Annotated in this window: 22 protein-coding genes and 1 tRNA gene; 11 read left to right on the top strand and 12 right to left on the bottom strand. The window is 74.3% G+C overall.

Annotated features, from left to right (window positions below; translation table 11 throughout):
* Positions 1-5: 5 nt before the first annotated feature.
* Positions 6-1,439: an MFS transporter gene (locus ACH4J0_RS08335; RefSeq protein WP_396237562.1), complete on the bottom strand. Its 1,434-nt coding sequence runs from the start codon at positions 1,437-1,439 to the stop codon at positions 6-8.
* A gap of 144 nt (positions 1,440-1,583) precedes the next feature.
* Positions 1,584-1,961: a nuclear transport factor 2 family protein gene (locus ACH4J0_RS08330; RefSeq protein WP_396237560.1), complete on the bottom strand. Its 378-nt coding sequence runs from the start codon at positions 1,959-1,961 to the stop codon at positions 1,584-1,586.
* A gap of 156 nt (positions 1,962-2,117) precedes the next feature.
* On the opposite strand from ACH4J0_RS08330, the gene ACH4J0_RS08325 reads away from it, so the two are divergent.
* On the top strand, positions 2,118-4,904 hold the full coding sequence (locus tag ACH4J0_RS08325; RefSeq protein WP_396237558.1) for an ATP-binding protein: 2,787 nt from the start codon (positions 2,118-2,120) through the stop codon (positions 4,902-4,904).
* 307 nt (positions 4,905-5,211) lie between these two features.
* Here ACH4J0_RS08325 and ACH4J0_RS08320 read toward each other — a convergent pair.
* The 3 genes from ACH4J0_RS08320 to ACH4J0_RS08310 form a co-directional block, all read right to left on the bottom strand.
* Positions 5,212-5,285: transfer RNA gene (locus ACH4J0_RS08320), tRNA-Pro, on the bottom strand.
* A 100-nt stretch (positions 5,286-5,385) separates the two neighbouring features.
* A complete protein-coding gene (locus ACH4J0_RS08315; protein WP_396237556.1) occupies positions 5,386-6,330 on the bottom strand; it encodes a metallophosphoesterase in 945 nt (314 codons plus the stop codon).
* 24 nt (positions 6,331-6,354) lie between these two features.
* Entirely contained in the window at positions 6,355-7,023 is a 669-nt protein-coding gene (locus ACH4J0_RS08310; RefSeq protein ID WP_396237554.1) for a CGNR zinc finger domain-containing protein, read from the bottom strand.
* A gap of 86 nt (positions 7,024-7,109) precedes the next feature.
* Between ACH4J0_RS08310 and ACH4J0_RS08305 the strand changes: the two genes are divergently transcribed.
* Positions 7,110-7,562: a GatB/YqeY domain-containing protein gene (locus ACH4J0_RS08305; RefSeq protein ID WP_396237552.1), complete on the top strand. Its 453-nt coding sequence runs from the start codon at positions 7,110-7,112 to the stop codon at positions 7,560-7,562.
* Positions 7,563-7,657: 95 nt separating this feature from the next.
* On the opposite strand, the gene ACH4J0_RS08300 is transcribed toward ACH4J0_RS08305, so the two are convergent.
* Entirely contained in the window at positions 7,658-9,913 is a 2,256-nt protein-coding gene (locus ACH4J0_RS08300) for a transglycosylase domain-containing protein (protein ID WP_396237550.1), read from the bottom strand.
* A 504-nt stretch (positions 9,914-10,417) separates the two neighbouring features.
* Here ACH4J0_RS08300 and ACH4J0_RS08295 point away from each other — a divergent pair.
* A complete protein-coding gene (locus ACH4J0_RS08295; RefSeq protein WP_030240986.1) occupies positions 10,418-10,741 on the top strand; it encodes a WhiB family transcriptional regulator in 324 nt (107 codons plus the stop codon).
* 51 nt (positions 10,742-10,792) lie between these two features.
* Here ACH4J0_RS08295 and ACH4J0_RS08290 read toward each other — a convergent pair whose 3' ends face one another.
* Positions 10,793-11,947 carry an ArsA family ATPase gene (locus tag ACH4J0_RS08290; RefSeq protein ID WP_396238257.1) on the bottom strand — a complete coding sequence of 385 codons (1,155 nt, stop codon included), beginning with the start codon at positions 11,945-11,947 and terminating at the stop codon, positions 10,793-10,795.
* Positions 11,948-11,964: 17 nt separating this feature from the next.
* Positions 11,965-13,038, bottom strand: coding sequence for an ArsA-related P-loop ATPase (locus ACH4J0_RS08285; protein ID WP_396237548.1), 1,074 nt, complete (start codon positions 13,036-13,038; stop codon positions 11,965-11,967).
* A gap of 247 nt (positions 13,039-13,285) precedes the next feature.
* Here ACH4J0_RS08285 and ACH4J0_RS08280 point away from each other — a divergent pair, with 247 nt between their 5' ends.
* From ACH4J0_RS08280 to ACH4J0_RS08260, 5 genes are all read left to right on the top strand, one after another.
* Positions 13,286-13,444, top strand: a complete 159-nt coding sequence (locus ACH4J0_RS08280) for a DUF4177 domain-containing protein (protein ID WP_094743074.1) — start codon at positions 13,286-13,288, stop codon at positions 13,442-13,444.
* Positions 13,441-13,908, top strand: coding sequence for a RidA family protein (locus tag ACH4J0_RS08275; protein WP_396237546.1), 468 nt, complete (start codon positions 13,441-13,443; stop codon positions 13,906-13,908). The genes ACH4J0_RS08280 and ACH4J0_RS08275 overlap by 4 nt, the downstream gene beginning before the upstream one ends.
* Before the next feature lie 63 nt (positions 13,909-13,971).
* On the top strand, positions 13,972-14,838 hold the full coding sequence (locus ACH4J0_RS08270) for an NUDIX hydrolase (protein ID WP_396237544.1): 867 nt from the start codon (positions 13,972-13,974) through the stop codon (positions 14,836-14,838).
* 94 nt (positions 14,839-14,932) lie between these two features.
* Positions 14,933-15,106 carry a hypothetical protein gene (locus tag ACH4J0_RS08265; RefSeq protein WP_396237542.1) on the top strand — a complete coding sequence of 58 codons (174 nt, stop codon included), beginning with the start codon at positions 14,933-14,935 and terminating at the stop codon, positions 15,104-15,106.
* A gap of 150 nt (positions 15,107-15,256) precedes the next feature.
* Positions 15,257-16,090: an MBL fold metallo-hydrolase gene (locus ACH4J0_RS08260; RefSeq protein WP_396237540.1), complete on the top strand. Its 834-nt coding sequence runs from the start codon at positions 15,257-15,259 to the stop codon at positions 16,088-16,090.
* A gap of 82 nt (positions 16,091-16,172) precedes the next feature.
* On the opposite strand, the gene ACH4J0_RS08255 is transcribed toward ACH4J0_RS08260, so the two are convergent.
* Both ACH4J0_RS08255 and ACH4J0_RS08250 read right to left on the bottom strand, forming a co-directional pair.
* On the bottom strand, positions 16,173-16,847 hold the full coding sequence (locus ACH4J0_RS08255; protein WP_030288117.1) for a Crp/Fnr family transcriptional regulator: 675 nt from the start codon (positions 16,845-16,847) through the stop codon (positions 16,173-16,175).
* A 152-nt stretch (positions 16,848-16,999) separates the two neighbouring features.
* Positions 17,000-18,037, bottom strand: coding sequence for a DUF5937 family protein (locus ACH4J0_RS08250; protein ID WP_396237538.1), 1,038 nt, complete (start codon positions 18,035-18,037; stop codon positions 17,000-17,002).
* Between the two features lie 113 nt (positions 18,038-18,150).
* Between ACH4J0_RS08250 and ACH4J0_RS08245 the strand changes: the two genes are divergently transcribed.
* Positions 18,151-18,969: an isocitrate lyase/phosphoenolpyruvate mutase family protein gene (locus ACH4J0_RS08245; RefSeq protein WP_396237536.1), complete on the top strand. Its 819-nt coding sequence runs from the start codon at positions 18,151-18,153 to the stop codon at positions 18,967-18,969.
* A gap of 156 nt (positions 18,970-19,125) precedes the next feature.
* On the opposite strand, the gene ACH4J0_RS08240 is transcribed toward ACH4J0_RS08245, so the two are convergent.
* Both ACH4J0_RS08240 and ACH4J0_RS08235 read right to left on the bottom strand, forming a co-directional pair.
* A complete protein-coding gene (locus tag ACH4J0_RS08240; RefSeq protein WP_396237534.1) occupies positions 19,126-19,752 on the bottom strand; it encodes an RraA family protein in 627 nt (208 codons plus the stop codon).
* 79 nt (positions 19,753-19,831) lie between these two features.
* On the bottom strand, positions 19,832-20,620 hold the full coding sequence (locus ACH4J0_RS08235; RefSeq protein WP_396237532.1) for an alpha/beta fold hydrolase: 789 nt from the start codon (positions 20,618-20,620) through the stop codon (positions 19,832-19,834).
* A gap of 167 nt (positions 20,621-20,787) precedes the next feature.
* Here ACH4J0_RS08235 and ACH4J0_RS08230 point away from each other — a divergent pair, with 167 nt between their 5' ends.
* Positions 20,788-22,464 (top strand): FUSC family protein, encoded by a 1,677-nt coding sequence (locus tag ACH4J0_RS08230; protein WP_396237530.1) that lies wholly within the window; start codon positions 20,788-20,790, stop codon positions 22,462-22,464.
* A gap of 39 nt (positions 22,465-22,503) precedes the next feature.
* Positions 22,504-23,004 (top strand): MarR family winged helix-turn-helix transcriptional regulator, encoded by a 501-nt coding sequence (locus ACH4J0_RS08225; protein WP_396237528.1) that lies wholly within the window; start codon positions 22,504-22,506, stop codon positions 23,002-23,004.
* Positions 23,005-23,265 lie beyond the last annotated feature (261 nt).

Genomic DNA, 23,265 nt, shown 5'->3' with positions numbered 1-23,265 from the left:
TGTGTTCACGAACGGCGCGGCAGCAGCCTGACCAGTCCCACCAGCACCAGCTCCAGCACCGCCAGCGCCGTCACGCTGCGGCCGAAGGCGGCGGCCGGGTCGCCGGCGCCGTAGTAGACCAGGCCGATCAGCGCGATCCCGACGGCCCCGCCGACCTGCTGCACGGTGGCCACCACCCCGGCCGCCGCACCGGCCAGCCCGGGTTCGACGGCCGCCAGGGCGACGGTGGTGACCGGCGCGATCACCAGGCCCATGCCGAGGCCGTCGACGAACAGCCCGGGCGCCAGCCACCAGACGCTCGCGTCCCCCGCGTCGTGGGCGGCCAGGGCGAGCAGGCCCAGCCCGACGGCCATCAGCAGCCCGCCGACGGTGATCGTGCGGCGCTCGCCGAGGCGGGCGGTGACCAGGTGGGTCGCGTTCGAGGTGAGCAGGTAGCCGAGGCCGATCGCGGTGAACACCAGCCCGGAGCCGAGCGCGTCCAGCCCGCGGCCCAGTTGCAGGTGCAGGGCGAGGACCAGGAAGAAGGAGGCCTGGCCGAGCCAGAAGACGAGCTGGGCGAGCAGCCCGGTGCGGAAGGCGCCGCTGCGGAACAGCCGGGTGTCGACCAGGGGGCTGCCGTGTGCGGTGGCGCGGTTCGCGGTGGCGCGGTGCTGGTGGACGGCGAAGGCGGCGAGCAGGACGGCGGCGGCGGCGAGGCAGAGCAGCGTCCACAGCGGCCAGTGCAGCCCGGGGCCCTGGATCAGCGGCAGCACCAGGGCCGTCAGCGCGGCGGACACCAGCAGCACGCCGACCGGGTCCAGGCCCGGCCGCTGCGGGGCGCGCGACTCCGGCAGGCAGCGGCGGACGGCGGCCAGGGCGGCCAGACCGATCGGCAGGTTGATCAGGAAGCAGCTGCGCCAGCCGAGGCCGAGAAGGTCAGCGCGGATCAGCAGCCCGCCGATCAGCTGGCCGAACACCGCGCCGATGCCCATGGTCAGCCCGTACCGCGCGAAGGCCCGGGCCTGCGCGGCGCCGCTGAACGCCGTCCGCAGGATCGCCAGCACCTGCGGGCCCATCAGCGCGGCCGCCAGGCCCTGGGCGACCCGGCCACCGACCAGCGCGGCGGCGGTCGGGGCGAGGCCGCAGCCCGCGGAGGCGAGGGTGAACAGGGCCAGGCCGAGCGCGAACACCCGGCGGCGGCCGTACCGGTCGCCGAGCCGGCCGGCGGTGACCAGCCCGACGGCGAGGGCCAGGCCGAACCCGGCCATCACCCACTGGACCACCGCCGGGCCGGCGCCCAGATCGGCCTGGACGGAGGGGACGGCGACGTTGACGACGAAGGTGTCGAGGGCGGTCATGAAGGTGGCGGTCAGGACGACCGGCAGCAGGCCCCTGGGGGCGGGTGCCGCCGGGGCGGCCGCGGCTTCGGTGGGCCGCCGGGTGTCCAGGGCGGTGCTCATCTCGGGCTCTCCTCCAGGGGTGGGGCGCCGCCGTGGGGGCGGGAGGGGGCGGGGTGCGACGGGTAGGGGCGGGTGTGACGGGTGGGGGCGGGGAGGGGCGCCGCCGTGGGGTGCGGCGCCCCAGTGGTGGGGTTTCCCGGCTGCTCAGGCGCCCGGCACGCGGTCCAGGAACCCGTGCACGGTGCCGATCCGGCCCTCCGGGGTGGCCGCCAGCACGTCGAAGCCGATCACCACCGGCTCGGCGCCCGCCGGGCCGAGGTTCCAGGTGAACCGGGCGATGTCGTGGTGCGCGTCCACCGGGCCGAGGGTGAACTCCAGCCCCGGGAACTGGGCCTGGGCCGCGCCGATCAGCGCGTCGATCGCGTCCCGGCCGACGACGGCGGCCAGCGGGTCGGTGTAGCGGCCGTCCTCGGCCCACACCTCGTCGATCAGCTTGCGGCGGGCCGCCGGGTCGGTCTCGTTCCACACCGCGAGGTAGCGCTCGGCCAGCTGCTGGAGGGCGGCGGTGGTGATCTCGGTCATGGTCGTCTCCCGTGTTCCGGTGGGTGGTTGGCGGGCTCGTTCCCGCTGCTCACAAAGGTAGGGACGGGCGGTCGGCGGCGAATCGGTCACGTATCCGTACCTGCCTACGTAGGTATTGCGCCCGGGTACCGGCGGCGGGCTGGGTAGGGTCGGGGCATGCTGTACGGGAGGGAACACGAACAGGCCGCTGTCGACGGCCTGTTGGCACAGGCACGGAACGGGCGCAGCGGGGCGCTGCTGCTCCGCGGCGAGGCTGGGATCGGCAAGACCGCCCTGCTGGACGACGCCGTCGCGCGGGCCGGGCAGGCCTTCCGGGTGATCCGGGCCGCGGGCGTCGAGTACGAGGCCGAACTCCCCTTCGCCGGGCTGAGCCTGTTGCTGGCACCCGGCCTGGACCGGCTGGACGTCCTGCCCGGGCCGCAACGGCGTGCCCTGGAGGCGGCGTTCGGGCTCGGCGACGGGCCGGCCGCAGCAGGACCGGCCGCTGCGGAACCGGCCGCTGCGGAACCGGCCGCCGGGCCGGGCGACCGGCTGCTGGTCGGCCTCGCCACCCTCGGACTTCTCGCCGAACTCGCCGCCGAACAGCCGCTGTTGTGCGTTATCGACGACGTGCAGTGGCTCGACCGGGCCTCCCTGGACGCCCTGCTGCTGGCCGCCCGGCGCCTCCAGGCCGAAGGCGTCGCCCTGCTGCTCGCCGCCCGCACCGAGGGCACCGCCCCGGCCGAGCGTCAACTCGGCCTGCCCGAAATCCTGGTGACCGGACTGGCCGAGGCCGACGCCACCCGGGTGCTGACCGAGCGGGCCGGCCCCGACCTGCCCGCCGCCGTCCGCGACCGGCTGCTCGCCGAAGCCGCCGGGAACCCGCTCGCCCTCACCGAACTCCCCGTCGCCACCGGCCCGCAGGCGCACACCTCGGGCGGCCTGCCGCTCACCAGCCGACTGCTGATCGCCTTCCACGGCCAGGTCACCGGCCTGCCCCCGGCCGCCCAGACCCTGCTGCTGGTCGCCGCCGCCGAGGAGAGCGGCGAACTCGACGTCGTGCTGCCCGCCGCCTCCGCGCTCGGGGTCGGTGCCGAACACCTCACCCCGGCCGAGGAGTCCGGTCTGGTCACCGTCACCCCGGACCGCCGGATCGCCTTCCGCCACCCGCTGCTGCGCTCCGCCATCCTCCAGCGCGCCCCGCACCACCAGCGGCTCACGGTCCACCGCACCATCGCCGAGGCCCTCCCGGAGGGCGACCGCCGCACCTGGCACCTCGCCCTCGCCGCCACCGCCCCCGACGCCGCCCTCGCCGACTCGCTGGAGCGCACCGCCGTCCGCGCCGGACGACGCGGCGGCCACGGGGGCGCGGCCGCGTACGAACGGGCCGCCCGGCTCACCCCCGACCGCGAAGGTGCCACCCGCCGCCTCGTCCTGGCCGCCGAAGCCGCCACCGAGGAAGGCGAGTTGGTCCGGGCCGAGGCACTCGCCGACGAGGCCGCCGCCCGTACCGACAACCCCCTCGCCCACGCCCTGCTGGACCACGTCCGGGCCACCGCGCACTTCTGGCGCGGCTCGTACCCGACGGCCTACCGGCTGCTGCTCGACGCCGCCCTCGCCGTGGACCACGCCGCCGTGGACGACGCCGCGGTCGAACCCGCCCACGCCGCCCGGATGCTGGTGCAGGCCTTCCACGCCGCCTGGTACGCGGGGGAGGAGCCGGTGGCCGACGTGCTCGACCGACTCGCCGCGCTCCCGCTGGCCGCCGACGACCCCCTCGCCCCGCTCGCCCGCTACCTGCCCGCAGCCGTCCTCCCCGCCCTCGGCCGGCCCGCGGCCGCGCTGCCGCCCGCCCGGGAGGCCGTCGAAGCCGCCCGCCGGGCCGGCGCCGAGAGCCCCGCCGACCTGGTCCAACTCTGCGGCGCCACCCTCGTCCTCGGCCGCGACGAGGAGACCGTCGAGCTCGGCGGCGAACTGGTCGCCGAGGCCCGTGCCAAGGGCAGCCTCGGGGTGATGCCCACCCTTCAGTTCTTCCTCGCCGAAGCCGAGCTCTTCCACGGCCGCCACGCCGACGCCGAACTCACCGCCATCGAGGCGCTCGACCTCGCCCAGGACACCGGCCAGCACCAGTGGGTCAGCCAACTCAGCGCACTGCTCGCCTACCTGGCCGCGCTCGACGGCCGCACCGAACGCTGCACCGACCTGGCCACCACCGCCCTCGCCACCACCGGCCCACAGACCGCCGCCCCCGCCGCCGGCCACCCGTGGGTCCAGTGGGCGCTCGCCCTGCTCGACCTCGGCCAGGGCCGCGCCGCCGGCGCCGCCGACCGCCTCCACGCCCTCACCACCGGCCCGCACCGCCACCACGTCAGCGCCACCCGGGCCGTCCCCGACCTGGTCGAAGCCGCCGTCCGCCTCGGCACCCCGGAACGCGCCGCCGAACCCTACGAACGCTTCGCCCGCTGGACCGCCGCCGCCGACCGTCCCTGGGCCGAAGCCCTACGCCTGCGCTGCCAGGCCCTCCTGGGCCCCGACGAGCTCGCCGAACCCGCCTACCGCGCGGCCCTCGACCTCCACGCCACCACCCACCGGCCCTTCGAACACGCCCGCACCGCCCTGCTCTACGGCGAGTGGCTCCGCCGCACCCGCCGCCGCACCGACGCCCGCCCCCACCTCACCGCCGCCCTGGAGGCCTTCGACCGCCTCGCCGCCCACCCCTGGTCCACCCGCGCGCGCACCGAGCTCTCCGCCACCGGCACCCCCGCGCCCCAGGCCCCCCACACCCCCCTGAACTCCCTCACCCCCCAGGAACTCCAGATCGCCCGCCTCGCCGCCCAGGGCCTCACCAACCGCGACATCGCCGCCCAACTCTTCCTCAGCCCGCGCACCGTCGCCCACCACCTCTACAAGGCCTACCCCAAACTCGGCATCACCTCCCGCACGGCCCTGCCCACCGTGCTCTGAGCGCTCACCCGGGGAGCACCAGCCGCTAGCGTCGGACCGGGGAGTCCGACCGCCCCTTCTCGAACCGGCGCCCCTCGAACCGGAGCACCCCGCCGTACCGGCCCCCTTCGGCTCTTCGGCCCGGACGACCCGTACCGGCCCACCGGCGGTCCTGCTGGTGAGCGGAGCGGAGTCGCTCGACAAGGCTCCGGGCCTCCCAGGTGACGGGCATCACTGCGGGGCGCGTACGGCCCGGGTCGCTGGGGAATCTTCCGGATACAACGTCAGAGGGCCCATCGGATTTCTCCGATGGGCCCTCTGTACTGGGTCGGGGTGGCGGGATTTGAACCCACGGCCTCTTCGTCCCGAACGAAGCGCGCTACCAAGCTGCGCCACACCCCGGTCCTTCTGTTTGTCGCTCCGTCTCCTTCGCGACGAGTAGAACTCTACCGGACGCTCGCCGAGACACGAAATCCGGTTTCGGGCGGGCGTCCGGTCGGGGTCAGCGGGGGGTCGGGGTGAGGGTGAGGAGGGTGGCTTCCGGGGGGCAGGCGAAGCGGACCGGGGTGTAGCGGTTGGTGCCGCAGCCGGCCGAGACGTGGAGGTAGGAGCGGTGGCCGCCGGCCTGGTGGGTGGAGAGGCCCTTGACCCGGCGGGTGTCGAGGTCGCAGTTGGTTACCAGGGCGCCGTAGAAGGGGATGCAGAGCTGGCCGCCGTGGGTGTGCCCGGCCAGGATCAGCGGGTAGCGGTCGGCGGTGAAGGCGTCGAGGACGCGCAGGTAGGGCGCGTGGACGACGGCGAGGGAGAGGTCGGCGTCGGCGGAGGGGCCGCCGGAGACCTCGGCGTAGCGGTCGCGGCGGATGTGCGGGTCGTCGAGGCCGGTGAACTCGAGGTCCAGGCCGTTGACGGTGAGGCGGCCGCGGGTGTTGGTCAGGTCGAGCCAGCCGGCCGCGTCGAAGCCGTCGCGGAGCTTCTCCCAGGGGTTGTGGACGGCGCCGCTGATGCCGCGGTTGCCGGTGCCGTCGGGGTTGTTCATGCCGTGGACGCCGCTGCGCATGGCCTGGAGGTAGCGGGCCGGGTTCTTGCGGGCCGGGCCGTAGTAGTCGTTGGACCCGAAGACGTAGACGCCAGGGAAGTCCATGAGCGGCCTGAGCGCGTCGAGGGTGGCGGGGACGCCGAGCGGGTCGGAGAGGTTGTCGCCGGTGTTCACCACCAGGTCCGGGCGCAGACCGGCCAGGCTCTGCAGCCAGCGCTGCTTCTTGCCCTGGCCGCTCACCATGTGGATGTCGGACACCTGGAGGACCCGGATGGGTTTGGCGCCGTGGGGCAGGACGGGGACCTCGACCCGGCGGAGCCGGAAGGCACGCACCTCGTACCCGACGGAGTAGGCGAGGCAGGCGGCGCCGGCGGCGGCGACACCGAGGGGGACGGAGTACAGCGGTCGCATCAGCCCATGCTCTCAGACGGTGGATCAGCTGGTGAACGTCCGGTGGGTCGCTGCGGGAACGGCCCCCGCGGCGGGCTCCTCGGACTCGCGCCGGGCGCGCAGGGCCCGGACCTTGTTGCGGTTGCCGCACCGCTCCATCGAGCACCAGCGCCGCCGCCCGGGTCGCGAGGTGTCGACGAAGAGCAGCCGGCAGTCGTGCGCCCCGCACTCCCGGATCCGGTCCGCGTACGGGCCGGTGAGCAGGGCGATGGCGTCCCGGGCGAGGGTGGAGACCAGCTGCGCCCCGTCGGCGGGCAGCGGGGCGGCCGCGGTGCCGTCGGGGGCGATCTGCGGGACGAGGGGCGGGTGGACGGCGGCCCGGTTGAGGGCGGCGTGGTCCGCGGCGGTGCCGGTGGTGCCGTGGGCGCGGGCCGCGGCGAGCCGCCAGAGGGCGTCACGCAGGGTGCGGGCGTCGGTGAGCTGCTCGGCGGTGATCCGGACGGATCCGGGGGGCAGCCGCAGCCGGGAGCGGGGGAGCCAGTCGGTGAGGTCGGGCGGGCGGTGCAGGGCCTCGAACCGGGAGAGGTCGCCGGGGCCGCCGGTGGTGAGCAGTTCGAGGCAGAGGGCACCGGGGTCGAACAGGAAGGCGGTGTCGCCCGGAGCCGTGAGGACCAGGCCGGGCGCGGGGTCCGGTGCTCCGTCTCGATCGGTCATGTAACCAGGGTAGTTACAGGCCCGACCGACGATGCCCGGCGCTTAATGGCAGGCGACCGAACGGTGCAGGTGGGAGACTCGTGGCCATGACGACGCTCAAGGCGCAGCTGCAGGAGGACCTCACGGCTGCCATCAAGGACCGGGACGAGCTGCGCTCGTCCACCATCCGGCTCACGCTGTCCGCCGTCACCAGCGAGGAGGTGGCGGGCAAGGAGAAGCGCGAGCTGTCCGACGCCGAGGTGCTCAAGGTGATCACCCGCGAGGCGAAGAAGCGCCGCGAGGCGGCCGAGGCCTTCGACCAGGGTGGCCGGGCGGACCAGGCCGCGCGGGAGCGCGCCGAGGGCGAGGTGCTGGCGGGCTACCTGCCCAAGCAGCTGTCGGACGAGGAGCTGGCCGCGATCGTGGCCGCCGCCGTGGCCGAGAGCGGGGCGAGCGGCCCGCAGGCGATGGGCGCCGTGATGAAGCTGGTGAAGCCGAAGGTGGACGGCCTGGCCGAGGGCGGCCGGGTGGCCGCCGCGGTGAAGGCCGCGCTGGCCTGACCGGACCATCCCCCGCGCAGCGGACGGCACGCCGAAGGGGCGCCCCCGGAAGATCCGGAGGGCGCCCCTTCGCCGTTCGTACGGAGGAGGGCCGGTCAGCCGTTGCCGCCGCCGTGCTTGCCGTTCCCGTTCCCGTTCCCGCCGCCGCCGATCATGCCCGGCGGGAGGGTGAACCCTCCTCCTATCACCCCACCGGGGCCGCCGTTCCCCGGGGCGGCCGGCGGCGGCGGGTTCTGCGCCGGCTGCTGTGGCGGCTGGGCGTTCGGGTCGGTCGTCGGGGCGGTGCCCGGCGGGGGCGTGGTCGGCTGGGGGTCCGGGATGTTGGTGGTCTGGATGGGCTCCAGCGGCGTGCCCTTGAGCGCCTGGTTCATCGCCATCTGCCAGATCGGACCGGGGCCGTCGGCGCCGAACACCTCGTCGAAGTGCTTGCCGCCGATGTTGATGTTCTTCATCTTGACGCCGCCGGCCGGGCCGCCGAGCCAGACCGCGGTGGCCAGCGACGGGGTGTAGCCGTCGAACCAGGCGGCCTTCTTCTCGTCGGTGGTACCGGTCTTGCCGGCGATCTTGCGGCCGTCGTCGAGGCCGAGGGCGGCCGCGGTGCCCTTCTCGGTCACGTTGAGCAGGACGGTGTTGACCGAGTCGGCGGTCTGCTCGGAGAAGACCTGGTTGCACTGGGACTGCGGGACCTTGAGTTCCTTGCCGTCCACCGTGGTGATCTTGTTGATCGCTATCGGGGTGCAGTACTTGCCGCGGGCGGCGAAGGTCGCGTAGACGTTCGCCATGGTCAGCGGGGAGAGCTCCAGGGTGCCGAGGACCATCGAGGGCACCTCCTGGAACGGGTCGCCCTTTGCGGACTGGGTGATGCCCAGCTTGTTGGCCATCTGCTTCATCGCGCAGAGGCCGACCTGCTGCTCCATCTCGACGAAGTAGGTGTTGACCGAGAGCGCCATGGCCTGCTTGAGCTCGTACGGGCCGACCTCGCTGGCCGACTCGTTCTTGACCGTGGCCTTGGGCTTGTCGGTGTTCTTCCAGGTGCCGTTGCAGGTCGACATCTGGGGGTAGTCGATCTTGTTCTCCGACGGGAACGCCTGGGTGTTCGACATGCCCGCTTCCAGCGCCGCCGCGGCCATGATCGGCTTGAAGGTCGAGCCGGTCTGGAAGCCGTTGCCGCCGCCCATCGAGGCGTCGACGTTGAGGTTGACGACGGTCTGGTTCTTGTTCGGGTCCAGGCCGTACGGGCGGGTCTGGGCCATGGCCAGGATCTTGCCGGTGCCGGGCTCCATCATGGTCGCCGCGGCCGACACCTGGTCGGTCACGTTGACCTTCTTGGTGACGGCGTTCTGGGCGGCGGCCTGCTTGTCCGGGTCCAGCGTGGTGTAGATGTTCAGACCGCCGGTGTCCCACAGCTTCTTGCGGTCGTCGGCGGACTTGCCGAAGGCCGGGTCCTGCTTGACGACGTGGCGGACGTAGTCGCAGAAGAAGCCCATGCCGGCCTGGGCGGTGATGCAGCCGTTCTGTGGGTCCTTGTACTTCAGGCCCAGCGGGGCGGCCTTTGCCTCCTTCGCCTGGTCGGCGGTGATGTGCTTGTTCTCCAGCATCTTGTCGATGACGACGTTGCGGCGCTTGACGGTGTTGTCGGGGTAGCGCACCGGGTCGTACTGCGACGGGTTCTGGACCAGACCGGCGAGGGTGGCTGCCTCGGCGATGGTCAGGTCTTTGTTGCTCTTGCTGAAGTAGCGCTGGGACGCGGCCTCGACCCCGTAGGCCTGGTGGCCGTAGAAGGTGATGTTGAGGTAGTTGGTGAGGATCTGGTCCTTGCTCAGGTCCTCCTCCAGCTTGATCGCGACCTTGAGCTCCTGGATCTTGCGCCCCAGGGTCTTGCGCTGGGCCTCCAGGACGGCGGCCTGGTCGTCGCCGGCCTTCTCCACGTTGACGTTCTTCACGTACTGCTGGGTCAGCGTGGAGGCGCCCTGGGAGGCGGTGCCGCTCTCCGCGTTCTTGCCGACCGCGCGCAGGATGCCCTTGAGGTCGACGGCGCCGTGCTCGTAGAACCGGGCGTCCTCGATGTCGACCTGGGCGTGCCGCATGTACGGCGACATCTGGTCGGCGGTCAGGACGGTGCGGTCGCGCTCGTAGACCTTGGCGATCAGGCCGCCCTTGGCGTCGAAGATCTGGGTGGCCTGGGTGAGCGGCGGGGTCTTGAAGTCGTCGGGGATGTTCTGGAAGCTCTCCGCCGTGTCCTTGGCGGTCAGCCCCATGGCGCCGACGGCCGGCAGGGCGAGGCCTGCCAGCAGGACTCCGGAGAGCACGCTGACGCCCAGGAACTTCACGCCGTTGCCGACGTGGTCCATCGGTGATCCGCTGCTCTTGCGGCGCGGAGCTCCGGGGTTGCCTGGGGGCTGGGATGCCGGTGGGCGCTTCGGTGCCATGGGGAGAACCCTACGTCCCCGATTCCCGCACATGGGGGCAGGTGTTCGCCTAGGCTTGTCACAAGCTTGCGACAGCTTCGGTGCGTCAACATCATTCACTCTTGTGAGTGGAGAGACTTGCCCGAATTACCCGGAATCACACGGGTTTTGAGGCGGCCGAGGCCTGTCGTGTTCGAGTAGATGGTTGCGCTCCGTGACGGCACTTGCGGCGAGAGTGGGGGCTTCCGCCATGGCAAGGCCCGCGACCTGCGATCACTCCAACGAGTGAGATGACCGATACCCATAGTCCGATCGGGTCATTCGAGATTGAGCCCGAAGGGGCTGTTGCAAGCTGTCCTTCTTCCGTAACGTCCTCAACTGGCAACGGTGAGTATGCCGTTGCCGCCGTGGGGGAGCCTCGAATCATCGGGAGAGGACGGCGCCGGCATGGGCTGGGTTGACGACTGGAGTGCGCAGGCCGCCTGCCGCACGAGTGATCCGGACGAACTGTTCGTCCAGGGGGCGGCACAGAACCGGGCGAAGGCGGTGTGCAGCGGCTGCCCCGTCCGTACGGAGTGCCTCGCGGACGCACTGGACAACCGGGTGGAGTTCGGGGTCTGGGGCGGGATGACGGAGCGCGAGCGCCGGGCGCTGCTGCGCCGCCGCCCGACGGTCATCTCGTGGCGCAGGCTGCTGGAGACGGCCCGCACCGAGTACGAGGAGTCCCTCGCGACCGGAGTGATACTGACGGACTACGCCCAGGCCGGCTGAGCCCGACGGCAGGGCGCCGGCTCCGTCGGCCGCACCGGCCCCCCGGGGTGCTCACGCCGCGCCGCTGAGCCGCTCCCCGATGGCCCGCAGGCCGTCCAGGTCGTGCACGTCGCCCGGCAGCGCCGCCACCTCCACGATCGGCACGTCCGGGTACACCGATACGAAGCGGTCCCGGGTGCGCCGCTCGCGCCCCATGATCTGCATCCGCTCGGCGTGCAGCCGTAGCAGCCCGGCCGCGAGCAGCTCCGCCTCGGGCGCGGAGTGCTCCGAGCCGTTCTCCTCCAGCGCCTCGGCGGCCGCCAGCGCCCGCTCCGCGGTGAGCTGCGGCGCGCCCGTGCCGTGCACCCGGTTGAGCACCAGCCCGGCCAGCGGCATCCGGTCCGCGGCGAGCCGGTCCACGAAGTACGCCGCCTCGCGCAGCGCGTCCCGCTCCGGCGCCGCCACCACCAGGAACGCCGTGCCCGGCGCCTTGAGCAGCTGGTAGGTGCGGTCGGCGCGTTCGCGGAAGCCGCCGAACATCGAGTCCATCGCGCTGACGAAGGTCTGCACGTCGGTGAGCAGCTGGGCGCCGAAGATCTTCCCCAGGGTGCCGGTGAGCAGGCCCATCCCGGCGTTGAGGAACCGCATGGCGCTGCGGCCACCGACCTTGGCCGGCGCGGTCAGGATCCGGATCACCCGGCCGTCCAGGAAGGATCCGAGCCGGTTGGGCGCGTCCAGGAAGTCCAGCGCCGAGCGGGACGGCGGGGTGTCCACGACGATCAGGTCCCACTCCTCGGCGGCGCGCAGCTGCCCGAGCTTCTCCATCGCCATGTACTCCTGGGTGCCCGCGAAGCCGGCCGACAGGGACTGGTAGAACGGGTTCTCCATGATCGCCCTGGCCCGTTCGGGCTCGGCGTGGGCCAGCACGACCTCGTCGAAGGTCCGCTTCATGTCGAGCATCATGGCCTGGAGTTCCCCGTCGCCGGTGACGCCCTTGACCACCCGGGGGGTGTTGTCCAGCTCGGTCAGGCCCATCGACTGGGCCAGCCGCCGGGCCGGGTCGATGGTCAGCACCACGACCTTGCGGCCGCGCTCGGCGGCCCGCAGGCCGATCGCCGCGGCGGTGGTGGTCTTGCCGACGCCGCCGGAGCCGCAGCAGACGATGATCCTGGTCTTCGGGTCGTCGATCAGCCCGTCCACCGCGAGCCGGCTTCCGGTCGACGCCATGCCGTTGTTCGCCGGAGTCACGCCGCCCCCTGCCGCTTCAGTTCGCCCGCCAGCCGGTACAGCCCGCCGAGGTCCAGGCCCTCGCCCAGCAGCGGAAGTTCGTACGTCGGGAGCCGCAGCTGCTGCAGGTCGGCGCGCTGCTCGCGCTCCAGCTCGACCCGCTCGGCGTGCTCCCTGGCCTGCTCCAGTAGCGGGTCGAGCAGCGGCTCCACCGCCGCCCGGACCGTCTCCGCCCTGCGGGAGCGGCCCCCCAGCCCGGCCTCGCCGAGGGCCAGCGCCACCTCCTCGCGGTGGTCCCCGTCCACCGCGGCGACCGCCGCCGCGTCCAGTACCGGCGGCCGGACCATGTTGACCATCACCCCGCCCACCGGGAGCTTCGCGTCACGCAGCTCCGTGATGCCGTCGACCGTCTCCTGCACCGGCATCTCCTCCAGCAGGGTGACCAGGTGCACGGCGGTCTCCGGCGACCTCAGCACCCGCATCACTGCCTGCGCCTGGGTGTGTATCGGGCCGATCCGGGCCAGCCCGGCGACCTCGGAGTTGACGTTGAGGAACCGGGTGATCCGCCCGGTCGGCGGGGCGTCCATCACCACCGCGTCGTACCGGCGCCGCCCGTCCGGGCCCTTGCGGCGGGTCGCCTCGCAGGCCTTGCCCGTGAGCAGCACGTCCCGCACGCCGGGGGCGATGGTGGTGGCGAAGTCGACGAAGCCGACCTTCTGCAGCGCCTTGCCGGCCCGGCCGAGCTTGTAGAACATCTCCAGGTACTCGAGCAGCGCCTGCTCGGGGTCGATCGCCAGCGCGAGAACCTCGCCGGCGGGCGCCTCCCCGGCCGGCAGCCCCAGCTGGGCGCGGGAGACCGAGGCGATCCGGCGCTCCTCGTACGGCAGTGCGGCGATCCCGAACAGCTCGGCGATGCCCTGCCGCCCCTCGACCTCGATCAGCAGCACCCGTCCGCCGTCGGCGGCCAGGGCCAGGGCCAGCGCGGCGGCCAGCGTGGTCTTCCCGGTGCCGCCCTTGCCGCTGACCACGTGAAGCCGGACGCCTTCCCAGTCGGGGTCGCGCCGGGCCGCCTGGCCGGGGGTGCGTGCCACGCTGCGTCTCCGTCCGTCTCCGTCCCTACGGGCGTCCCCTCCCGCGAGGTGCCCCTGCCGGGGGTGCCCGCGCGCGGGCGGGGTGTCCCTCCATGAGGGTGCCCTCTCGCGAGGGTAACCAGGGAGCGCTCCCGATGCCCGGAGCACCCGGGGTACGAGGACTGAATCATGCCCCCTTTGTGCCTCACCTCACACGCCGGTCGGCGGGCGGCGGCGATCGCCGGGACGGCTCGTCTAGAGTCTGGCCATGACCAAGTGGGAATACATGACGGCGCCCCTGCTCGTGCACGCCACCAAGCAGATCCTGGACAACTTCGGCGAGGACGGCTGGGAGCTCGTCCAGGTCGTGCCGGGCCCGAACCCGGAGCAGCTGGTGGCCTACTTCAAGCGGGAGAAGAACGCATGAGCAAGGTGGAGTCGAAGCTCGCCGAGCTGGGTCTGACCCTGCCGCCGGTGGCCGCCCCGGTCGCCGCGTACGTGCCGGCCGTGCAGTCCGGTGAGTTCGTGTTCACCTCCGGCCAGCTGCCGGTCGTCGGCGGCAAGCTGCCGAGCACCGGCAAGGTCGGCGCCGAGGTGTCCCAGGAGGAGGCCAAGGAGCTGGCGCAGACCTGCGCGCTGAACGCCCTGGCCGCCGTGAAGTCCGTGATCGGCGACCTGGACCGGATCGAGCGGGTCGTGAAGGTCGTCGGCTTCGTCGCCTCGGCCCCCGACTTCACCGGCCAGCCGGCCGTGATCAACGGTGCCAGCGAGCTGCTCGGCCAGGTGCTGGGCCAGGCCGGTGTGCACGCCCGCAGCGCGGTCGGCGTCGCGGTGCTGCCGCTGGACGCCCCGGTCGAGGTCGAGATCCAGGTGCGCGTCAAGAGCGCCTGAATGTGATCGCGGAGGCGGGGTTGGGCCTGTCCAACCCCACCTCCGTGCGCTTAGCATCCGGGCATGGACCATCGAGCAACGACGCTCCCGATGCCGCCCGGCTGGCCCGCCCGGATCCGGGCGGTCGACTCCGGCCTGCTCACCCCCGCGGCGCCCAGGCCCGCCGCGACGGTCGTGCTGCTGCGCGACTGCGCCGACGGGCCGGAGGCCTATCTGCTGCGCCGTCGCACCTCGATGGCCTTCGCGGCCGGGATGTACGCCTACCCGGGCGGCGGGGTGGACCCGCGTGACGCCGAGGTCGAGCCGGGCTGGGCCGGGCCGTCGCCCGAGGAGTGGGCGCGCCGCCTCGGGGTGGACGCCCGGACGGCGCGGGCGGTGGTGTGCGCGGCCGTGCGCGAGACCTTCGAGGAGGCCGGCGTGCTGCTGGCCGGCCCGGACGCGGGGAGCGTGGCCGAGCCGCGCGACTGGTCCGCGGAACGGGCCGCGCTGGAGGCGCACGAGCTGTCCCTCGCCGAGTTCCTGCGGGACCACGGCCTGGTGCTGCGCAGTGACCTGCTGGGCGGCTGGGCCCGCTGGATCACCCCGGAGTTCGAGGAGCGGCGCTACGACACCTGGTTCTTCGTCGCCGCCCTGCCGGCCGGTCAGCGCGCGGCGCTGGAGGTCGGCGAGGCCGACCGGGTCGCCTGGCTGACGCCGGCCGAGGCGGTCCGGGGCTACCACGAGGGCCGGTTCGGCATGCTGCCGCCGACCGTGACGGTGCTGCGCGAGCTGTCGCCGGTCCGGACCGCCGCCGAGGCGCTGGCCGCGGCCGCCGGGCGGACGCTGGAGCCGGTGCTGGGCCGGGCGGAGGTGCGCGGCGACCGGATGACGGTCCGCTGGCCCGGGTACGACGAACTGACCATCGACGGAGAGTTCCCGGAGGGCTCCTGACCCGGCGGCACCTGAGCCACGTACACCGGGCCCGTAACTTCCTGACCACCGCTGAAAAGATGCCGATCAGACGACCAGAAAGGACCGACGACCGATGAACCACAACGACGTGGCTCGCCGGACGGCGCCCGAGCTGCCCGCCCGCCGACTGAACCCCCGTTCCGCGGCCTGCGACAGCCAGGTCCCGTTCGTCGAGGTCGCCCAGCGCGCACTCGTCCGGGTCCTGCCGCTGCGGGCCCTGCACCGCGACGGCGAGGGCGGCCGGTGAGCGGGCGGAGCGAGCGAATCATCGAGGGGGGCGCGTTGCGCGAAGCGCCCACCGAGCGTAGCGGGGCGGGCGTATGAGCGGGCGGAGCGAGCGAATCATCGAGGGGGGCGCGTTGCGCGAAGCGCCCACCGAGCGTAGCGAGGCGGGCGCATGAGCGGACTCCTGCCCGGTGACCCCGCCGCCGTGGTCGGCGGCGAGGCCACCTCCCGGGCACTGTGCGTACTGGCGCCGAACCCGTCGCCGATGACGCTGGACGGCACCAACACCTGGCTGCTCTCCGAGCCCGGCTCGGACCTCGCGGTGGTGATCGACCCCGGCCCGCTGCACGAGGGCCACCTGCGCCGGGTGCTCGACCTCGCCGAGGAGCGCGGCAAGCGGATCGCGCTCACCCTGCTGACCCACGGCCACGCCGACCACTCCGAGGGCGCGGCGCGTTTCGCCGAGCTGACCGGCACCGAGGTGCGGGCGCTGGACCCCGCGCACCGGCTGGGCTCCGAGGGACTGGTCGGCGGGCAGCGGCTGAACGTCGGCGGCCTCGACCTGCGGGTGGTCGCCACCCCTGGCCACACCTCGGACTCGCTGACCTTCCACCTGCCGGACGACGGCGCGGTCCTCACCGGGGACACCGTCCTCGGCCGCGGCACCACGATGGTCGCGCACCCGGACGGCCGGCTCGGGGACTACCTGGACTCGCTGCGCCACCTGCACACCATGGCCTCCGAGCACGGCGTCCGGACCGTGCTGCCCGGCCACGGGCCGGTGCTCGCGGACGCGCTCGGCGCCGTCGACTACTACCTGGCGCACCGGGCCACCCGGCTCGCCCAGGTGGAGACCGCCGTCGAGGCGGGCTGCCGGACGGCCGCCGACGTGGTCGCCCGGGTCTACGCCGACGTGGACCGGGCGCTCTGGCCGGCCGCCGAGCTGTCGGTGCGCGCCCAGCTGGAGTACCTGGAGGAGCACGGACTGATCCCGGACCGGGACTGACCCCGGACCCGGGCCGGGCCGGGCCCGGGAACGCCGGAGAGCCCGTCCGCTGCCGGACGGGCCCTCCGCGGTGCTCGGAACGTCAGCGCGAGCGGCGGGACAGCCGCTCGACGTCCAGCAGGACCACCGCGCGCGCCTCCAGCTTCAGCCAGCCGCGGCCGGCGAAGTCGGCGAGCGCCTTGTTGACCGTCTCGCGGGAGGCGCCGACCAGCTGGGCCAGTTCCTCCTGGGTGAGGTCGTGGGCGACGTGGATGCCCTCCTCGGACTGCACGCCGAAGCGGCGGGAGAGGTCCAGCAGGGCCTTGGCGACGCGGCCGGGCACGTCGGAGAAGACCAGGTCGGACATCACGTCGTTGGTCCGGCGCAGTCGGCGGGCGATGGCCCGCAGCAGCGCGATGGAGACCTCGGGGCGGGCGTGCAGCCAGGGCTGGAGGTCGCCGTGGCCGAGGCCGAGCAGCTTGACCTCGGTCAGCGCGCTGGCGGTGGCGGTGCGCGGGCCCGGGTCGAACAGCGACAGCTCGCCGATCATCTCGCTGGGGCCGAGCACGGCCAGCATGTTCTCGCGGCCGTCCGGCGAGGCGCGGTGCAGCTTCACCTTGCCCTCGGCGACGACGTACAGCCGGTCGCCCGGGTCGCCCTCGTGGAACAGTGACTCACCACGGGCGAGGGTGACCTCGGTCATGGAAGCGCGCAGCTCGCCGGCCTGTTCGTCGTCGAGTGCCGCGAAGAGTGCGGCGCGCCGCAGAACGTCGTCCACGTGCTTCCTCCTTCTCGGCCGTCCGGCGGGTGGGCCGTCCGGCGCAAGTTCCGTTCAGTGTTCTGCATCACCAAGCATGGCGCATGTCGCTCCGATCATATGAGGAGGGGGTGTGTCCGGGGGTGCGGTGCGGGGCCATTCGTACCGGCGGGTCACGGGTCGGGACGTCCGACGGGTGCCGATCGGTCGAACGCTTGTCCGTCGGGATCGAACAGGGAATCGCCCACCGCGGTACGGGCGGAGAGCACGGCGTGTCCGGCCCGGTGGGCGCTGGTCAGGCCCGCCGCGCGCAGGGCGGTGAGGTGCTGGGAGACGGCGGCCGGGGACAGTCCGGTTCGGCGGGCCAGCTCGGTGGTCGAGGCCGGGGAGTCCAGTTCCGCCAGCAACCGGGTCCGGGACCGGCCGAGGACGGCGGCCAGCGCGTCGGTCCGCGCCGCCGAGCCGGTCCGCTCCTCCCACAGAGCGGCCGTGCCGCGCGCCGGGTAGACCAGCTGCGGCGGGTCCGGCGGCAGCACCCTGGTGAGCACCCGCGGCCACGCGAAGGCCGAGGGCACGAGCAGCAGCCCGGCCCCGGCGGTCAGCCGGGTGACGGCGCAGTGCCGCTGCTCCAGGAGCAGCGCGGTGCTGTCCCAGCGGACCGTCCCGTGCAGGTCGTCCAGCATCCGCGCGGTGCCGTGCTCGGCGGCCTGCCGGGAGCGGTGGAAGACGTCCGCCGCCAGCAGTGCCCGGATCCGCGCCCAGTACGGGGCGAGCGCCAGCTCCCAGTACGCCTCGATCTCGGCGGCCAGCCGGGGCAGCTGGCCGGCCGGGTCGCGGTGCAGCGGCACCAGTGCGGCCGGCAGCCGTCCGCCCGCCTCGGCGGCCAGGACGTCGAGGTCGGCCCGGACCTGCTCGGCGCCGGTCGCGGCGATCGCGCCCAGCTCCTCGGCGAGCGTGGTCGAGCAACCCGCCGGGGCGGGGTTGAGGAAGTCGGGCAGGTGGCCGTCGGGCGGGACCATCGCGGCCAGTCGGCCCCGGTCCAGCCCGGCGGCGGCCAGCCGGGCGCGCACCTGCCCGGCCCAGCGGCGGTGCAGCGCCGGGGCGGGGGAGTGGGCCAGTGCGCGCAGGCTGGTCACCACCTCCTGCATCGGACTGACGGCGAACCGGGTCAGTGCCAAGTCCTGTGCGGAGAAGTGGAGTTCCGTCCGCATCTGCAGGCCCCCTTCGGAAGATTCGGCCCCAGCTTAATCACTGGTGGCGGGCTCGGGCCGGGGCGCAGGATGACCGCGTCCCCACCGATCCGCACGAAAGCCGGTGACCCGATATGTCCACCACCTCCGAGACCCGCGAGCGGGCGCTGCGGCTGCGCGAGCTCGTCGCGGAGGGCCTGCTCGTCCTGCCCAACGCCTGGGACGCGGGCAGCGCCGCGGTGATCGCCTCGGCCGGCGCCCGGGCGATCGCCACCACCAGCGGCGGCGTCTCCTGGTCGCTGGGCCACGGCGACGGCCAGCGGATGGACCGGGCGGCGGCGGTCGAAGCGGCCCGCCGGGTCGTCGCCGCGGTGGACCTGCCGGTCACCGTCGACGCCGAGGGCGGGTACGGGCCGCTGCCCGCCGATGTGGCCGCGACCGTCACCGAACTGGTCGGTGTCGGCGCGGCCGGGGTCAACCTGGAGGACTCGACGGCCGTCGGCGGGCCGCTGTTCCCGGTGGCCGAACAGGCCGAGCGGCTGCGCGCCGCCCGTAGCGCGGCAGCGGCGGCCGGACTGCCCGAGCTGCTGGTCAACGCCCGGACCGACGTGTTCCTGTTCGGCCTGGGCGGGCTCGACGACGTGCTGCTCCGGGCCGAGGCCTACGCCGAAGCGGGCGCCGACGGCCTGTTCGTCCCCGGGCTGCTGGACCTCGACGCCCTCACCGAGCTGTGCCGGCGCTCCCCGCTGCCGGTGAACGCGATGGCCGGGGCGGGCGGCCCGGGCGTCGCCGAACTCGCCGCCACGGGGGTGCGGCGGATCAGCGTCGGCACCGGCCTCGCCCAGGCCGCGTACACCACGGCCCACCGGGCCGCCGTCGAACTGCTCGGCGCCGGAACGCTGACGGAGCTCGACGGGGCGCTCGGCTTCGGGGAACTGAACGGGCTGTACTGACGGCTCCGTCGGCGGGCGTAATGTCGCGCCGTTCTGACGGACTGTGCCGAGGGGCTCTACTGACGGGCTTTACTGACGCGCGGTACTGGCCCGCTGTGCTGACGGACCGTACCGACGCGCGGTACCGGCGGGCCGTGGTCACGGCTCCCGGAGGCGTCAGCCGGTGAAGCCCAGCTCGGCGAGGCTCTGCTCGATCCGGGCGTGATGGGCGGTCTCCCAGTCGTCCAGGGTCTCGGCGGCCTCCTTGGCCAGCTTCGCCCGGGCCGCCTCCAGGGCCCTCGCCCGTTCGGCGGCGGGCACCACCACGACGCCCTCCTCGTCGGCCACCACGATGTCGCCGGGCGCCACCAGCACGCCGCCGCAGCGCACCGGGCCGCCGTGGGTGCCCAGCCGCTCCTTCGCCCCGGGGATCGGGATGACGCCCCTGGCGACCACCGGGAAGCCCAGCTCCCGTACCTCGCCGAGGTCCCGGATCAGGCCGTCGGCCACGAACGCGGCGACGCCCCGGCGCTGCGCCACCGCGCAGACGTTGCCGCCGGCCAGCGCGTGGTCCAGGTCGCCGGACTCCACCACGATCACGGAGCCGGGCTCGGCCCGGTAGATCGCCGCGTGCAGCATCAGGTTGTCGCCGGGCGGGCACTGCACGGTGAAGGCCGGTCCGGCCACCCGGGGCATGCCCGCCCAGAGCGGGCGCAGGCCGGTGTCCATGACCTGGGCGCGGCCCAGGACGTCGGCCAGGGTGGTGGTGGGAATGTCCGCGAAGTCCTTGAAGTCCCCGTCCATGCTTCCTCTTTCCTCGAAGTCGGTCCGTCGGAAGACTAGGACGCGGAGGCGGACGGGGATTCGGTCGTGGCTCGGGCGCTCAGGCGTAGAACTCCAGCAGCTCCGGCACCAGGGCTTCGGCCGCCACCTCGTGGGTCTGGTCGGCCAGCGTCCGGTACTCGGCGCCCGGTACGGCCCCGGCCACCGCGCGGGCGGGGGCCCGCAGCAGCTCCGGGCTTGCACCGCCGTCCAGGACCAGGGTGGGCACCGCGATGGTGGCCAGCAGCTCGACGGGCACGGGCGCCCCGGTCCGCGCGCCCAGCGCCGCCGCGTCGTACGCCAGGGTCGGCGCGACCGCCTCGAGCACCGGCCACACCGGGGCGGAGCGCATCCCGTCCACCATCTCCCCGGGCATCCCCACGAAGGTCATGAAGGCCGCGACGGCATCCCCGCGCCGCCCCTCGGCGAGCGCGGCCTCCAGCTCGGTGACGTACCCGACGAAGCGCTCGGCCTGTCCCTGCGCGGTGCTGAACGGCGGCTCGTAGACGGCGAGTCGGCTCATGCCGACGCCCGTGGCGGCGGCCCGCAGCGCGAGCGCGGCGCCCGAGGAGATGGCGAAGACGGCGGCCGAGCCGCCGGCCGCCGCGACGACGGCGGCCAGGTCCTCGATCTCGCGCTCCACGGCGAACGGCGCGGTGTCCCCGCTGGCGCCGCGGCCGCGCCGGTCGTAGGCCCACACGGTGTGGTGGGCCGAGAGCTGCTCGGCGACCGCGACGCCCGGGTCGAAGGCGCGGTGGCCGATCGCCCCGTCGACCAGCATGACGGCCGGGCCGGAGCCGGTGACGGTGCAGGCGATGGTGGTGCCGTCGGCGGAGATCACGGAGGCCATGGGGGTCTTCCTTCGGTCGTACGAGTCGGTCGCAGGGGTAGACCGGGGCTCGCCGCAGAACTCATCGCTCCGGCGGAGGATTCCCTTCGCGAAACCTCGTGACCTCATGACCGCGACGCGGGGACCCCGAAATGTTTCGCGGGTAAATTACCTGCTAATCTCTTTGCATGGTCACAACCGCCCAGTTCCGACAGGCACTCCGGGTCGGCCCGCCCGGGGACATCTGGCACAAGCCCGCGCTCAGCGCCGTGGTGACCCTCGGCACCCTCAACCTCACCCTGCTCGCCCTCGGCCGACTCGACCTCGCGCTCTACACCTCGGCCGGCGGCCTCGGCGCGCTGTACGGCCACGGCCTGCCCTACCGCACCCGGGCCCGGACCCTGGTCGGCGTACTGCTCGGCACCGTGCTCAGCACCGCCGCCGCCCTCACCGCCGCCGCGCTGACCCGCGACGCCGTGGTGCTGGTAGCGGTGGCGGCCGGGCTCGCCGCGCTGCACAGACTGTGCTGCGACGCCGCCCGGATCGGTCCGCCCGGCAGCCTGATCATCACCTTCACCACCGCCAGCTGCGCCTTCGTGCCGCAGCGCCCCGCCGACCTCCCGCCGCACCTGGCGCTCACCGCACTCGGAGCCGCACTGGCCTGGCTGGTCTGCATGGCCCCGGCGCTGCTGCGCCCGTACGGGCCCGAGCGGATCGCCACCGCACGGGCGCTGGAGGCCGCCGCCCGGCTGGCCCGCACCGCGCCCGGCACCCCGGACGCGGCCACCCGGACCGCCCTGGTCGGCGCGGTCGACGCGGCCCGGCAGAGCCTTGCCCTCTCCTCCCCGGCCCGGTGGCGCGCCCTCGGTGACGCGCCCGAGCGGCTGCTCGTCCACGCGGAGTCGGCTCTGGCCACGTCCGCTGGGGCGGCCCCTTCCGACGCCGCCGCCGAGCCGGACACTGCCGGCGCTGCCGCCGAGCGGTACGCGGCCTGGGCCCGCGACCTGCGCCGGGGCCGCCCGCTGCCGCTGCCCGACCTCACCGGGGCGGAGGCCGCCGAACTGCGCGCCCACCGCCCCGGCCCCCGCCCGTCACCGCGTCAGGCACTGGGCCGGGCCGTGGGGCCCGGTTCGGCGCTGCTGCCGATCGCCCTGCGGGTCGCCGTCGGCTGCGCCGCCGCCGGGTGGCTCTCGCTGGCGTTCGGCGTCGGCCGGCCGTACTGGGCGGTGGTCACCGCGGCCGCGGTGTTCCAGGCCAACAGCACGCTCTCCTGGCAGCGCGCGCTGCAACGGGTGCTGGGCAACCTGATCGGCCTGGTGGTGTTCACCGCCGCGCTGCCCCTCGCCCACTCCGGGCCGGTGGCGCCGATCGGGCTGGGGCTGCTGTGCCAGTTCGGTGCGGAGGCGACGATCGCCCGCAGCTACTGGCTGGCCACGGCCTTCGTCACCCCGATGGCCCTGCTGATGACCGAGTTCGCGGGCCTCCAGCCCGCCCGGACCCTGGTCGCCGACCGCTGGCTGGACACCTGCGTGGGCGCGCTCACCGGCCTCGCCGCCTGCCTGCTGGTCACCAACCGCCGCACCGCCACCCGGCTGTCCCGGGCCCTGGCCGGGGCCGAGACCGCCACCCGGGAGGCCCGGGCCGCCGTCGCGGCCGTCGGTTCCGAGGCCGCGGCCGCGGCCGCCCGCAGCGGACTGGCCGCCGCCCTGCTGGAGCTGCGCGAGGCCGCCGACGCCGCCACCGGCGAGTGGCGCCGCCCCGCCCTCCCCCACCGGCGCACCGCCGACACCGAGCAGCACGCCCACCACCTGCTGGCAGCCCTGCTGGAGCGGCGCGGAGCCGGAGCGCGCGCCGCCACGCCCTAGGATCGACGGACGGTCGGTCGCAGAACGGGAGCAGCGCACGTGGAGGACGTCGTCGCAGGTGTGCTGCGCCAGTGGGAGCGCGCCTATCCGGGCCTGGACACCGGCCCGATCGCCGTCCTCGGCCGGATCAACCGCTGCGCCGCGCTGCTCCAGCAGACGCCCGACCCGCTCACCCGGGCCGGCCTCACCCGCGCCGAGTTCGACATCCTCGGCGCCCTGCGCCGGGTCGACGTCGAGCTGACGCCCACCCAGCTGGCCCGCGAGAGCTTCGCCTCCGGCGCCGCCGTGACCAAGCGCCTGCGGCTGCTGGAGGAACGCGGGCTGGTCAGCCGCCGCACCGACGACCGCGACCGCCGGGTCGCCCACCTCTCGCTCACCGACGCCGGGCGGGAGCTGGTCGACGGTCTGATCCCGGAACTCGTCGCCTACGACCGCGCCCTGCTCTCCGGTCTCACCCCCGACGAACAGGACCGCCTCGCCGAGGCCCTGGCCGGCCTGCTCAACACCCTTGAGGGCACCATCGGCCGCCCGCTGCGGTGAACACCCTCCGGCCGGACCCGATGACCCGCCTCACCCGGGGCATCGTCCTCCTGGTGGCCGTCGCCTTCTTCGCGGCCTCGGTACTGGCCACGGTCCGCAACCGCGACGGCCTGGGACACCAACTGACGGCCGTGGGCCCCCCCCGGGGGGGGCCCCCCCCCCCGGGGGTGGGCCCCCCCCGGCCCCCCCCCGGCGGGCCCCCCGGGGCGGGCAGCGCGCCAAGCCCCGCCACCCCCCGCCACACCCGGCCCGCCCCCCGCC

This window comes from Kitasatospora sp. NPDC017646 (assembly GCF_044329365.1).
In the GTDB taxonomy this organism is placed as follows: Bacteria; Actinomycetota; Actinomycetes; order Streptomycetales; family Streptomycetaceae; genus Kitasatospora.
This window is presented reverse-complemented; position numbering and strand designations above follow the sequence as displayed.